General features: G+C 31.2%; 19 protein-coding genes. 10 read left to right on the forward strand and 9 right to left on the reverse strand.

The genetic code is table 11. From position 1 onward, the window contains the following. Positions 1-38 precede the first annotated feature (38 nt). Entirely contained in the window at positions 39-746 is a 708-nt protein-coding gene (locus tag HB672_RS02295) for a DUF3298 and DUF4163 domain-containing protein (RefSeq protein WP_167607066.1), read from the forward strand. On the opposite strand, the gene HB672_RS02300 is transcribed toward HB672_RS02295, so the two are convergent. Beyond that, the gene (locus HB672_RS02300; protein WP_167610208.1) at positions 743-1990 is read right to left on the reverse strand and encodes a sodium:proton antiporter; all 1248 of its coding nucleotides are present in this window, start codon (positions 1988-1990) and stop codon (positions 743-745) included. The two genes, HB672_RS02295 and HB672_RS02300, sit on opposite strands and share 4 nt — an antisense overlap. 2 nt (positions 1991-1992) lie before the next feature. Then, positions 1993-2460 carry a DinB family protein gene (locus HB672_RS02305; RefSeq protein WP_167607069.1) on the reverse strand — a complete coding sequence of 156 codons (468 nt, stop codon included), beginning with the start codon at positions 2458-2460 and terminating at the stop codon, positions 1993-1995. Positions 2461-2528: 68 nt separating this feature from the next. Here HB672_RS02305 and HB672_RS02310 point away from each other — a divergent pair, with 68 nt between their 5' ends. Further along, positions 2529-2885, forward strand: coding sequence for an ArsC/Spx/MgsR family protein (locus HB672_RS02310; protein WP_167607072.1), 357 nt, complete (start codon positions 2529-2531; stop codon positions 2883-2885). Positions 2886-2922: 37 nt separating this feature from the next. Next, positions 2923-4086, forward strand: a complete 1164-nt coding sequence (locus HB672_RS02315) for a hypothetical protein (protein WP_167607075.1) — start codon at positions 2923-2925, stop codon at positions 4084-4086. A gap of 18 nt (positions 4087-4104) precedes the next feature. On the opposite strand, the gene HB672_RS02320 is transcribed toward HB672_RS02315, so the two are convergent. Further along, entirely contained in the window at positions 4105-4545 is a 441-nt protein-coding gene (locus tag HB672_RS02320; RefSeq protein ID WP_167607078.1) for a DUF1761 domain-containing protein, read from the reverse strand. A 52-nt stretch (positions 4546-4597) separates the two neighbouring features. Further along, complete coding sequence (locus HB672_RS02325) at positions 4598-5086, reverse strand: thioesterase family protein (protein ID WP_167607082.1); 489 nt, start codon at positions 5084-5086, stop codon at positions 4598-4600. 106 nt (positions 5087-5192) lie between these two features. On the opposite strand from HB672_RS02325, the gene HB672_RS02330 reads away from it, so the two are divergent. The 5 genes from HB672_RS02330 (at position 5193) to HB672_RS02350 (ending at position 8208) form a co-directional block, all read left to right on the forward strand. Further along, complete coding sequence (locus HB672_RS02330; RefSeq protein ID WP_167607085.1) at positions 5193-6050, forward strand: YicC/YloC family endoribonuclease; 858 nt, start codon at positions 5193-5195, stop codon at positions 6048-6050. 2 nt (positions 6051-6052) lie between these two features. After that, positions 6053-6631 (forward strand): guanylate kinase, encoded by a 579-nt coding sequence (gene gmk / locus HB672_RS02335; protein WP_167607088.1) that lies wholly within the window; start codon positions 6053-6055, stop codon positions 6629-6631. A gap of 2 nt (positions 6632-6633) precedes the next feature. Beyond that, positions 6634-7212 carry a nicotinate (nicotinamide) nucleotide adenylyltransferase gene (nadD, locus tag HB672_RS02340; RefSeq protein ID WP_167607091.1) on the forward strand — a complete coding sequence of 193 codons (579 nt, stop codon included), beginning with the start codon at positions 6634-6636 and terminating at the stop codon, positions 7210-7212. An 89-nt stretch (positions 7213-7301) separates the two neighbouring features. Then, positions 7302-7535, forward strand: a complete 234-nt coding sequence (locus HB672_RS02345; RefSeq protein WP_167607094.1) for a thioredoxin family protein — start codon at positions 7302-7304, stop codon at positions 7533-7535. 67 nt (positions 7536-7602) lie between these two features. Further along, positions 7603-8208 carry a MarR family winged helix-turn-helix transcriptional regulator gene (locus HB672_RS02350; RefSeq protein ID WP_167607097.1) on the forward strand — a complete coding sequence of 202 codons (606 nt, stop codon included), beginning with the start codon at positions 7603-7605 and terminating at the stop codon, positions 8206-8208. Between the two features lie 48 nt (positions 8209-8256). Here the strand turns inward: HB672_RS02350 and HB672_RS02355 are convergent, their stop codons facing one another. The 3 genes from HB672_RS02355 to HB672_RS02365 all read right to left on the reverse strand — a co-directional run bounded on the left by HB672_RS02355 (position 8257) and on the right by HB672_RS02365 (position 10624). Then, on the reverse strand, positions 8257-8859 hold the full coding sequence (locus HB672_RS02355; protein WP_167607100.1) for a hypothetical protein: 603 nt from the start codon (positions 8857-8859) through the stop codon (positions 8257-8259). A gap of 165 nt (positions 8860-9024) precedes the next feature. Beyond that, a complete protein-coding gene (lysM, locus tag HB672_RS02360) occupies positions 9025-9513 on the reverse strand; it encodes a peptidoglycan-binding protein LysM (RefSeq protein WP_167607102.1) in 489 nt (162 codons plus the stop codon). A gap of 187 nt (positions 9514-9700) precedes the next feature. After that, positions 9701-10624: a nicotinic acid mononucleotide adenyltransferase gene (locus HB672_RS02365; protein ID WP_167607105.1), complete on the reverse strand. Its 924-nt coding sequence runs from the start codon at positions 10622-10624 to the stop codon at positions 9701-9703. Between the two features lie 129 nt (positions 10625-10753). On the opposite strand from HB672_RS02365, the gene HB672_RS02370 reads away from it, so the two are divergent. Both HB672_RS02370 and HB672_RS02375 read left to right on the forward strand, forming a co-directional pair. Next, complete coding sequence (locus HB672_RS02370; RefSeq protein ID WP_167607108.1) at positions 10754-11755, forward strand: NAD(P)H-dependent glycerol-3-phosphate dehydrogenase; 1002 nt, start codon at positions 10754-10756, stop codon at positions 11753-11755. 11 nt (positions 11756-11766) lie between these two features. Then, positions 11767-12456: a hypothetical protein gene (locus HB672_RS02375; RefSeq protein WP_167607111.1), complete on the forward strand. Its 690-nt coding sequence runs from the start codon at positions 11767-11769 to the stop codon at positions 12454-12456. Here the strand turns inward: HB672_RS02375 and HB672_RS02380 are convergent. Together HB672_RS02380 and HB672_RS02385 are read right to left on the reverse strand one after the other, a co-directional pair. Continuing rightward, positions 12445-12840 (reverse strand): hypothetical protein, encoded by a 396-nt coding sequence (locus tag HB672_RS02380; protein WP_167607115.1) that lies wholly within the window; start codon positions 12838-12840, stop codon positions 12445-12447. The genes HB672_RS02375 and HB672_RS02380 overlap by 12 nt on opposite strands. A 6-nt stretch (positions 12841-12846) precedes the next feature. Beyond that, positions 12847-13299, reverse strand: a complete 453-nt coding sequence (locus HB672_RS02385; protein ID WP_167607118.1) for a hypothetical protein — start codon at positions 13297-13299, stop codon at positions 12847-12849. Positions 13300-13337 lie beyond the last annotated feature (38 nt).

Below are 13337 nucleotides of genomic sequence, written 5' to 3' on the forward strand. Positions count from 1 at the left end.
ATGCAATACCTTTATAGTATTAATAAAACTCCATTGTATTGAAAACAAAATTTTTAGCACTTCTTTTAGTTTTAATTCTCTTTTCTTGTGAAGAGGTTACACTGGTAAACTTTACCGAAACAAACAATATTTTTAATGAGAATGCTATTGTTGAATTGAATATTCCAAAAGCAGAAGGCACTTCAACGAAAGCGCAAACAATTAACAAAGTAGTTGAGAATCACATTGCAAATATGTTGGTGTTTCTTGAAGAACCATCGGATACACTTCAATTAGATTATGCCATTGAAAACTTTGATTTGGAATACAAATCATTTAAAGATGGTTTTGGAGAAAGTGCTATGGTTTGGGATGCTAGTTTTGATGGTGAAGTCACATACCAATCACCTATGCTTATTTCAATTGCCATAAATAGCTATATAAATTCTGGTGGTGCTCACGGCAACTTAAACGTAACATTTTTTAATTTTGATGCATCGACTGGTGCATTATTACAATTTGACGATTTGTTCAATGACAAAGAAGGTCTAAAAGAGATCGTTAAAACTCATTTTGAAGAAGAAACTAAAGGCAGTGAAATAAATTATTTCTTTGGTGAACCTTTTAGTCTTCCTGCAAATATTGGGTTTAATGATGAAGGAATTGTATGCTTTTATAATGTATATGAAATAGCCTCGTATGCTGATGGTATTACCGAATTCACAGTGCCTTTTGAGGATGTTGAAGCTTATCTAAATATATACTAAGTTTTTGGTTTTGTTAATTTTTTTACGATTGGCTCTACGGTCAAACCTTGTCCGATAATCGAAAACGCTACGATTATATACGTAATTACCAAGAACAATTCCTTATGCATTTCTTGAGTTAAACTAAGTGCTAATGCAATTGAAATACCACCTCTTAAGCCTCCCCAAGTCATAATAATATTAGTGTTAGGAACAAACTCTAGCTTTTTGTCAAAGAATTTTATTGGTCCCCAAAGTGAGACAAATCTTGCTAAAAGCACAATTGGTATACCTAATAATCCAGCAATAATATAACTACCTTCAAATGTTAGTACTAACATTTCCATACCAATCATTACGAATAAAATGGTATTTAATAACACATCTATTAGCTCCCAAAACTTATCAACGTACATTTCGGTAATTTTAGACATGGCTGAGTTTCTAACTGTATCGTTTCCAACTATTAATCCAGCAGTTACCATAGCCAAAGGCGCAGACATATGCAAATTTTGTGCTACATGAGTTCCTCCCATTACAGCTGCAATAGTAATAATTACTTCAATTTCATAATCATCAATAGAGCGCATCATCCTATAAGTAACCCATCCTAAAATAGCACCAAGTAAAATTCCTCCAATGACTTCAATACCAAATAGTTTTACAATTTCTAGCACCTCAACATTTCCAGTGGGTGAAGATGCAATGTTGAATATTGTTAAAAATATAACCACACCGACACCATCATTAAAAAGAGATTCTCCAACTATTTTAGTCTCTAATTTTTTTGGCACACCAGCTTTCTTTAAGATTCCTAAAACAGCAATAGGATCTGTAGGTGAAATTAACGCTCCAAATAATAAACAATAAATAAAGTCTACTTGCAATCCAACAAGTTGAAGCACATAAAACATGATAATTCCAACCAAAAAAGTTGACATTAAAACACCTAATGTTGCAAACACAAACACAGGCCATCGTTGTACTTTTAGCTGAGTGAAATTAGTGTGTAATGCTCCAGCAAAAAGGAGGAAACTCAACATAATGTCGAGTAAAACAGTTTTAAAATCTATTTGCGAGATGAGCTCCTTTTCTTTTAGTAACAAAGTATCATCAAATTGTCCAATCACTACAACCACAAGTGTAAAGACAATGGTAATAATCATCAATCCTATGGTAATTGGTAATTTTAAAAACTTAACATTTATGTAACCGAAAACGGCCGATAAAACTGTTAAAGTTGCTGCTATTGAAAAATAATCCATCATTATAATGCTCTTTTTAATGCTCTTTTTAATGCTAAAACATATCCTAAATGTATGCCTTCATGAAAGTTGTTAAATGCTATTGCTTCTTCAACATTTGCCATTGTACTATTTGTAGAAGTAGTATATTCGTTATAGGTTTTAAATACTCCGTTTTCGTAGTCTTTTCTTGTTTGTTCTAAGGTAGAAAATAATAAGTTCTTAATCTCATCGACTTCATTTTGTGCAACATCTCCTTCTACTTTTGTACCTTTTCTATATTTAGCTACCAACTCGTCATTTGCCATCATAGGTAATCCAGATAAACCATACACTAACAATTGTTGTGTTACTATTACATGAGCTAAATTCCAAATAATATTATTATTGAAACCAATAGGAACTTTATTTAACTCCTCTAATGAACACTTCTCAAAAAATGTGTTCAAAATAGTTCTATTTTTTAAAGTAATATCGAATTGGTAATTCATTTTATTTGATTAAAAATATAAGTATTAATCTTAATTGATTTTCTTTGTAAAGTTAATGTTTGTTTATCATGAAAAAAATATACTTTTTAAAAACTTGTAATACGTGTATGCGTATTATTAAGGAGCTTAATCTTCCATCAGATTTTGTATTCCAAGAGATAAAGGAGCAGTCCATTACCGTTTCCCAGCTAGAAGAAATGTACCAACTAGCTGGTACTTATGAAGCATTATTCAGCAAAAGAGCAAAACTTTATAAAGAAATGGATTTAAAAAATCAATCGCTAAAAGAAGCCGATTTTAAACACTACATTTTAGACCATTATACCTTTTTAAAGCGTCCAGTAATTATTTTAGAAGATCAAATTTTTATTGGTAACTCACAAAAAACCATTAAAGAAGCAAAGTCGCAAATAGAAAAATTGTAGTTTGTAGGGAATTAAAAAAAATGAGACTAATACTACAATGAGTCATTTAAGCGTAGTTACTTACAATTCTGTAAACCAAATTTCATCAAAACAATGGAAAGAGTTTGAGTGTACCAGTAATGCTTACTTTAGTCCAGAATTTCTTAATTCGTTTGAGGTATCGAACCCAAACATAGATTTCAAATACATTGTTGTAGAAAAGAATAATAATGCTGTATCTATAGCCATAATTCAAACTATTGAATTAAGTGTTGATGTTATCCTAAAAAACATAAAACTAGCTAGTTGGATAAAAAAACTTGCTCACTCATTATTCTGCAATAATGTTATAAAAATCATGACAAATGGCAACATTTTTTTAAGTGGAGAGCATGGTCTTTATCTAAAAAATGAAATCGATAAAATTAAAACCATAGGTGTGATTGCAACTGAGATAAACCGAATTGCTAAAAACACTAAGCCACTTCATGCTATTGTTTTAAAAGATTTTTTAAACGACTCATTACATCTCACAAGTCAATTTGAAGATTATGGATTTACTGCAATGCATGTTGAACCAAATCTAATTTTGAAACTTGACAGTATTTGGAAAAACTTTGATGATTATAAAAAGGGTTTAAAGTCAAAATACCGAGTAAAAGTTAATAAAGCTGACACATCCAGTAGTTCTTTAACCGCACGTTTATTTACTAAGGACGATTTTGCGACTTATAAAGATGAGCTGCAAACACTTTACGAAAACACAATTGCCAATGCCAATTTTAACGCCCAAGTTTTAAACTTGGACACCTATATACATTTGCGAGAAATATATCATGAAGATTTTATAGTAAAAGCCTACTTTTTAAATGGTAAACTAGTTGGCTTTCTTTCAGCCTTAGCAAATAATAATCATTTAGACGCTCATTTTATTGGTTTGAATTATAGCTTAAATAGAGAACACGCAATTTACCCAAGAATTTTAAATGATTATGTACGTATTGGTATTGAAAAACGTGTGTCGCATATTAATTTTGGTAGAACAGCTTCCGAAATAAAAACCACTATTGGTGCTATTCCAGTTGATTTAACATGCTACATAAAACACAAAAGACCTTTTTTAAATAGCATTATTAGATTTATTATAAAACGTGTTCAATTAAAAGAGTTTAAACAACACTATCCTTTTAAAACAAAAAAAGAGGCTATAAAAGCCTCTTAATTTAATATTCTACTTTCTTTAAACCCAAGCGTTAAGCAGTCCTCCCATTAACGCAAAAGTTAAAACCCAATAACCTACATTAATTAGTACGTACTTAGCCGATTTCATTTCGAACAAGGCATTTGTTGCAAATACAGGTAACACTACCGTTATAGCAACTAAAATTCCATGAAAAGCACCATGTTTAAAGGTCATGTAAGGCTCTACTCCATGAGGTTCACCAGGTCCTCCGCCTACCATTACCTGTGCCCAAAGAAAAAACCCTGCTATAAATGCAAAAACTACTGCTAATCCATAGGTTTTTCCAGGGTTCATACTTTTAGCTTTCTCTTCAGTCATGCCAGATTCTTTCATCCATGCAGTTCCAAAAACTTTAGGATGATACCAAGTAAATCCTGTTACTAAAGGTATAATTGCTGCTACAATTAGGGCGATCCAATTAACATCAAATTCTTCCATAATATTATTTGTTTAGTTAGTATATTATGGTATCAAGTTAATAAAAAATCCTTTACAACACGCTATCAGGGAGATCGATAGGTTTTTTAATTAAGTTTTTGGTGTCTTCTGTTGTAAGAATTTTAAAGTTTTTTGTTCTTGGAAAATTTTCCATTTTTTGCAGTAATTCTTTTGGTATTCTTCCAAATCTACGTGTTTTTAAATCCATCCATGAAAACAACATTTCGGCATTCGCTAAATTTTTCCCTTGGTCATTATAAAAATTGTGTTCAATTTTAATAAAACGACCATCTTCACTCATTCCAGAGACTTCTAAACTTACTTTTATGTTATCATCAAGCCCAATTTCTTTATAATAATAGACATGTTCATACATTACAATTGGTCCTAAACCAAAACTATTTATAACGTCCAGACTCAAACCATGGCTTGTTAAAAAACTCATTCTTGTATGACTCATATATTCTACATACGTTGAGTTTCCAAGATGCTGGTTGGCATCTAAATCATTCCATCTAATTCCAAATGCTTTTATATACATATATTTTAGTTTGCTATAAAGGTAATATTTACAGTTTTATGTTTCAATTTTATAACTTCATTACTTAAGTGATTTAATTATCTTTGTGCAACTTTAAATTTTACAAATGATACAATCAATGACAGGTTATGGAAAATCTGTGCTTCAGTTTCCAACTAAAAAGATTTCCTTAGAAATAAAATCGCTTAATAGCAAAAACCTTGATTTGAACACACGTATGCCATCAGTGTATCGTGAAAAAGAATTACATATTAGAAAACTTATTGCATCACACCTTGTAAGAGGTAAGGTGGATTTTTCGCTATATCTAGAAATTACTGGCGAAGAAACTACAAGCAAAGTAAACAAACCTGTTGTAAAAACTTATATGCAGCAACTAAAGGATGTTGTTGATGGCGATGAAACTGAATTATTAAAAATGGCTGTAAGGTTTCCAGACGCTTTAAGTACCGAACGTGATGATATCGATGCAGATGAGTGGAAACAAATTGAAGATGGTATTAAAGTAACTTTAGAAAAAATTAAGGACTATAGACTACAAGAAGGAAAGGCTCTAGAAAGTGACTTTAACGATAGAATTAAAAACATTGATGATTTACTCGAACAAGTCATTGCAATTGATCCAGAACGCATTGAAAATGTTAGAGAACGATTAAGAAAAGGGATTGCTGATATTAAAGAAAAAGTAGATGAAAATAGGTTTGAGCAGGAACTCGTTTATTATATTGAAAAATTTGATATTACCGAAGAAAAAGTACGACTTCACAACCATTTAGAATACTTTGTTAAATCATTAAATTCTGCTGATTCTAATGGCAAAAAACTAGGGTTTATTGGTCAAGAAATAGGTAGAGAAGTTAATACTATAGGTTCTAAAGCTAATTATGCGCCAATGCAAAAACTAGTAGTACAAATGAAGGATGAGTTAGAGAAAATTAAGGAGCAATTATTAAACGTGTTGTAGTTATGAGTAATGGTAAATTAATTGTGTTCTCAGCACCTTCAGGCTCTGGTAAAACAACTATTGTAAAACATCTTTTAAATCAACCTGAACTCAATTTAGAGTTTTCTATTTCGGCTACTTCTAGATATAAAAGAGGTGAGGAAATTAATGGACAAGATTACTATTTTTTATCTGCCAAAGAGTTTATTTCTAAAATTAAAAAAGATGAGTTTTTAGAGTGGGAAGAAGTCTATCGCGATAATTTTTATGGCACTTTAAAAACCGAAGTAGAACGTATTTGGAAGCTTGGTAAGCATGTTATTTTTGATATTGATGTATCTGGAGGCTTACGTATAAAACGAAAATTTCCAGAACAAACATTGGCTGTTTTTGTAAAACCACCAAGTATCGATGAACTTAAAATACGACTTAAAAAGCGTAAAACTGAAAGTGAAGACAAAATAAATATGCGAGTAGCCAAAGCATCAGCTGAATTAGCCACAGCACCACTTTTTGATGTGATTATTGAAAATGATTCTTTAGATAAAGCTTTAGATGAAGCCTATACTCTAGTAAACAATTTTGTAAACCCAAGCTCTTAAAAATGAAAGTTGGTCTTTATTTTGGTACCTTTAACCCTATTCATATTGGTCATTTAACCATTGCCAACCATTTGGCTGAATATAGTGACCTTGACCAGGTTTGGTTTGTAGTTACACCTCACAGTCCCTTTAAAAAGAAAAACTCTTTACTGGACGATTACCAACGATTAGAAATGGTATACTTAGCCACTAAAGATTACCCAAAACTAAAAGAAAGTAATATTGAGTTTGGTTTACCTCAACCTAATTATACCGTAAACACCTTAAGTTATCTAGAAGAAAAATATCCTGATAATGAGTTTGCACTTATTATGGGAGAAGACAACTTAAAGAGCTTTCATAAATGGAAAAACTACGAGGTAATTTTAGCAAGACATAGCATTTATGTGTACCCAAGAATATCTGAAGGGAAAGTAGACCATCAATTTGAAGATCACCCAAATATTGTAAAAGTTGATGCACCAATTATGGAACTCTCCTCTACTTTTATAAGAAAATCTATTAAAGCTGGAAAAAACGTGAAGCCTATGTTGCCAGAACACGTTTGGCAATACCTTGACGAAATGAATTTCTATAAATAAAATTGTTAAAAGCTTAAATATTATTGTCTTTATTTTTATTAGTTAGGATTCCTTACTATATTTGTGTTAAACTTTTAAATATAAAAACTATGAGTAAGTCTATTTTTTATCACGCTGGATGCCCTGTTTTTGTAAGTGCAGAACATGACATTATTGATTTAGTTGGATCTAATAATGTTGATATTATTAACATTGGTACAGAAAGAACTAAAATTGAAGATGCTGAGAAAGCAGGTGTAAAGTCTGTTCCTGCATTAGTAACACCAACTGGAAATGTTCTGCATATTAACTTTGGTGCATCCCTAGCAGATGTAAAAGGTTAATTTTTATTTTTAAAAACAAGTTAGGATAACTAACTTTACCTGTCGATACAATTCGACAGGTTTTTTTATGAGCAATACTATTTTTAATCCAGAGCATCAAAATACTAATGTTTCCAGCAAAATTGTTGCTGGTCTAGAACGCATTTCAGAAGTGTTTAGAGTACTCCTTTGGGATAAGGCAAAAGAATTTGGTTTAAGCCCTATTCAAATTCAAATATTAATATTTATTTCTTACCATAAAACTGAGCTGTGTAACGTTAGCCATTTGGCAAAAGAGTTTAACCTCACAAAACCTACTATTAGTGATGCTATTCGTGTGTTACATAAAAAAGACCTAATCGTTAAAGATTTTTCGCAACTAGACAGTAGAAGTTATGCCATTCTTTTATCTGAATATGGCAAACAAATAGTCTCGCAAACTGAGAGCTTTGCAAATCCTTTACAACAGCAAATAAATACCATTTCTAAAGAAAATTTAGATGATTTATTTAAAACACTAAATACATTAATCTATAAATTACATAAAGTAGAAATATTAACTGTTCAGCGTATATGTTTTGGGTGCAAGTTTTATAACAAACATGAAAATATTGACTATTGTAATTTGCTTGAAAAAAAATTGATTAGCTCAGATATAAGAATAGATTGTTCCGAATTTGAAGAGAAAACATAAAAAAGCCAACTAATTTAGTTGGCTATCTTTATTTTATTCTATTAAGTGTTAATATGAAGGTGGGTCATTTTCATCACAATCAGATAATTTTGCCTCAACATACATTGCCCAACTGTTTCCTGAAAACTCAGTACCTTCGGCCCAAGCAGTCTCTCCTCCTGTAGGTCCTTTTACTTCGGCATGAGCTGCAAAACAATAGTCTTCTAAAATATCATCTAAACTAATCGTATAAGTTACTTGATTAACACCATCGGAATGTGTAGAATGGTATTCAAAATGCCCTATTTTGGGATTTCCAGAGCCAGTCGTTGGAATTGACCCATCGTCGCATCCACCAATACTTAAATGTGTTGCATCTATCGTCCAATCACCATTTGTAGTGTATGTAATAATTAAATTTTCTCCGTCATTCTCAACTGTTACTGTACCTGCAATATGATGTTGACCAGCAATTAAATTAGTGGTAAAGCATACTTCATCATTTGTACTATTTTGATTATCAGCTACAGTATTTTCAGTAACAGTATAATCTACATTATCAGTATTTGTTTTTTTATTTGTAGAAGCTTCATCATTACTAACTAGTTCAGTAGTACACCCTAGTAACACAATTAGATTTAGCGTTAAGGCTAATAACATATTTTTTTTCATAACATAAGTTTAAGTAGGTTTGGCATAAAGGTATAATAATCACTTTTAAAAACACTATTTTTTAGATGAACGGCTTGTTTTTGTAGTATTATTTTTACTTTTATAAGGCTATTATATAAAAAAACCAGCTAAAAAAGCTGGTTTTTTTATATATGTACTAAAACTCTACGAGTCTAAATGAGGAATACGCAATACTTGTCCTGGATAAATTAAATCTGGATCTTTAAGCATTGGTTTGTTTGCTTCAAAAATTACAGGATACTTCATGGCATTTCCATAAAATTTCTTAGCAATTTTTCCTAATGTATCACCACTAACAACAGTATGAAATTGTGCTTCTGGCTCTACATGCTCAACCGTCATTTGGTCGTTTACAGTTGCAATTCCGTTAGAATTACCAACAACCAATACCACTTTTTCTTTCGTTGCTTGATCGAAAGCTGCTCCTCTAACTCTTGCATTATCACCTTCAATGTGAATCTCTAAGTTTTCTACTTCTAATTGTAAATCTTTTACTGTTAGCATCATGTGCTCTGCAGCCGCTGCTTCTGCTTTTCTTTTTGCTTCTAATGCTTCGGCAGCCTCTTCAGCATCTGTTTTACCAATTCCAAAAACTTTTGCTCCTGCATTTTTAATAAATGAAAATATTCCCATTGTTTATATTTTAAGGTTAATAATTTATATTTTATAAAGTTCTTAAATTGTTATTGGTATTCCAATTATTGTTAATAACTCTATACGCTTTTTAGACACATCATTTTAAGTAAAGTCACTATAAAAAGAAACTGCTTAGAAATATGTATTCTAAGCAGTTTCAAAACTAAAATAACCAACCAAAATTTTAGCTTCTTGTGTTAACCCTTGGGTTATCTTTCTTTTCTGTTTTTTGTTTACGCTTTTTTTGAGATTTAGATGTTTTAGCATCTGTTGTTCTCATATATTCTATATACCCTCTTCCTTCAAATTCGTAGTAGGTTCCAGATGTTGGATGATATAATTCTATTTGCGCATCATTAAGAACGTTGAGTTCAAAATATTCATTGTCAAAATAATCGTAATCTAATGTTAAAGTTTTTAAGTAGTCATTATTTGCTACATCTTGCACACCATATTTCCCTGTGTAATCCCAATAAATATTGGCAACATTACTAACGTTTTCATCTTGAGAGCTTCTAAAATCTGAGTCATCTCCACCAGATAAAAATTGCAAATAGTTTTCGTAATCAAATTCATTTAATGCACCAACTTCACTAGTATATATTTTTTCCCAAGCTTCGTATTCTTGTAAGAAATAATGAATGTTGTCGTAGAATACAAAATCGTAGTCGAAGTTGCTACGTTGGTAGCCGTTTAAAAAATATGAGGTGTCGTTGTTTGGGTTATATAATTCGATGGTATTAGAATCTATTTGATACACATCAAAGGTGTTAAACCCATCAACATCATGGTCTATATCTAAAATCATATCATAAGTACCATAGCTTCCAACTGGAATACCAAAACCATTTCCTTGGCTTCCAATACCAACTAAGTTATTGTTTGCATAAAGCGTACCGTTTTTAAATGAGATTGTAAATGCAATCTGCAAAAACGTCGTTTCACCATTTCCAATCGTTTTATTAATATCTACATACCATAACTCATGAGTATTTAATAACTGATTTAAAGATATTGATGGTTCGTCATCTATAATAACCTCTGTGTAACAAGAAGTAAATAATACTGCGACTAGCGCAAATCCCGAAAGTAGTTTTAAAGTCTTCATAAGCTTTTCTTTTAACATTTATAATTAGAGCTTTTCAAATTACGTGCCATAAATGTAACTCACTGATTATCAGCCAGAGTTGAAACTTAATATTTTACGTATTTTTGAGCATACTAATTAAAATTCCTTATGGCGTCAAATTTAAAATATGCAGTATTTGGTGGTGGAAGTTGGGCAACTGCTATTGTAAAAATGTTATGTGAAAATTTAGATGAAATTGGATGGTATATGCGTAACGAGCAGGCCACAGATTATATAAAAAAACATCAACACAACCCAAGTTACTTAAGCTCTGTCGAATTTAATTTATCGCAACTAAAACTAAGCAACGATATTAATGAAACAGCTACATATGCTGATGTACTGATTTTTGTAATTCCTTCGGCATTTGTGTATAAGGAGCTAGAAAAACTAACGGTTGACGTCTCTAATAAAATTATTGTATCTGCCGTAAAAGGTATTATTCCAGAAACAGGTTTATTGGTTGGTGAGCATTTTCATGATAACTATAACATTCCGTTTGAAAATATTGGTGTTATTGCTGGACCATGTCACGCCGAAGAAGTGGCTTTAGAGCGCTTGTCGTATTTAACCATTTCATGTGCAGATGCTGCAAAAGCACAAGCCATTGCAGACGCCTTGAGTAGCGACTATATTAAAACCAAGATTAGCGACGATATTATTGGTACTGAGTACGCAGTAATGTTGAAGAATATTTATGCTATTGCAGCAGGAATTGCTCATGGCTTAGGTTATGGCGATAATTTCCAGAGTGTTTTAATGAGTAATGCCATTCGCGAAATGAAGCGTTTTATTAAGAAAATGCATAAAATGAAGCGTAATATTAATAACTCTGCTTATTTGGGCGATTTATTAGTAACTGGTTACTCGGTGTTTTCTAGAAACCGCATGTTTGGAAACATGATTGGTAAGGGTTATACTGTAAAATCTGCTATGATGGAAATGAGTATGGTGGCCGAGGGTTATTATGCAACTAAAAGTGCACATTTACTCAACGAGAAAAACGAAAAGAAAACTAAACTACCAATTATTAATGCAGTGTATAGTATTTTATACGAAGGGAAAGACGCCAGAAAAGAGTTTAAAAAACTAACTGAGAAGTTGGATTAGACACAAGCTTAATGAAATACGTTTTAATACCAATTTTATTTGTTTCTGCTTTTAGTTTTTCTCAAAACAAAGAATACAGTTTCGATTACTTACTTGAATATGAGATAACATTTCATAAAGAAGATGTTTCAAGACCAAAATATTACTTGACTAATTCCAAAGACAATAGTTATCTAGGGATAATGAAGGAAACAGATAGCTTACATTTTGAGTTAACCTTTAAGCATTACGACAAGATTTATGCTAAAGTCACATTTCTAAAATCAGATTTTTTTAAGGCAGAATATTTAAATATTGGCTGTAGAGATGTGTCATCAACAATTAAAAAAATTAAAATTAAGGATACTGTTTTAGAATCATTAAAAGACACATTAATTGACGGAACTTCATACTTTATCCATAAGTTAGAGCTAAAAAAGAAACCAAAAAAAGTAAAGAAGAAAAAAGGCCTTGTTACTAAATATTATATTATAAACAGGAATTCGATTAATCATTTACCTTTACTTGAAGACATTTATGATTATAAAAGGTGGGTAAAGTATAGAAAAATGCCAAATGGTATTTATAATCAACAAATTCAAATTAATTTACTTAATCAATCTCATGCTTCTGAAATTCTAAAATCTTACCATAAAATTGACAAAAAAGTAGCTATAGTGGGCAAGTGCCTTAAGCCTAGAAAACATAAATTACCTCACTAAAACACCCTTAGCTCCCATTAAAGGAAGTGGTTGCAACGCATTTTTATTAACCGTATTTTTTCTAAACAAGTAGGTTTTATCGAACATCTTATTGTCCTCAAAAAACGTGACTTTAAACTCATTGTTTAATGCTAGAATATCTTCTTGCATCAATTCTATTTTTGCATAACTTTTAGAAGGTAGTTTTTCTAGTTTATGACGCATTGTAGATGTTGTTTTTGTTTCAGAGTAACCTCGGGTTACAATTAACACCATTTCTAGAGTAACGTCTTTATCGTTTATAATGTATGCGTTCCAGTCGTGAGTTTTGTATATGTCGTTGTACTCATTTACAACAGCTACATACACATTTGATACTTCTGGGATTTGGATATCTTTTTTCATAGGAATCTATTTGACTTCAATTTTGTAAATATGCTTTTTTACTCTTTCCCATCTATTAGAATCATACAATCTTTGAAAATCTCTACCATCTCCTATAAAAATAGTATCCTCGTTGGTGTATATTTTAACAGATGGAGATCCGATACCTAACGCCAATCTATCACTTAACTGTGAAATCTTCACTTGAGATTTTCCAGGTATTGTTATTTTATAATTAATTGAGTCTTTCCAAGTTAAGTAATCGTTTTTTATCCAATTTTCATATTCATCCATTGATAGTGTATAAATAGATACTCTATTGGGAAGTTTATTGAAGTGTTCTCTATTGGTTAATTTACCATAAATAGTTAAAGGCGCTTCTTTTAAATTTTGAAGATAAATCTCTATTGGACGCGTACATGAAACACACAAAAGGCTTAAAGTAATAACTAGAGAGAAACTAAGAAACTTATTTTTCATGAAATTAATTATCATTCGATTAGACTCAGTGAGTCAGT

The organism is Gaetbulibacter sp. S0825 (assembly GCF_011777505.1).
In the GTDB taxonomy this organism is placed as follows: domain Bacteria; phylum Bacteroidota; class Bacteroidia; order Flavobacteriales; family Flavobacteriaceae; genus Pontimicrobium.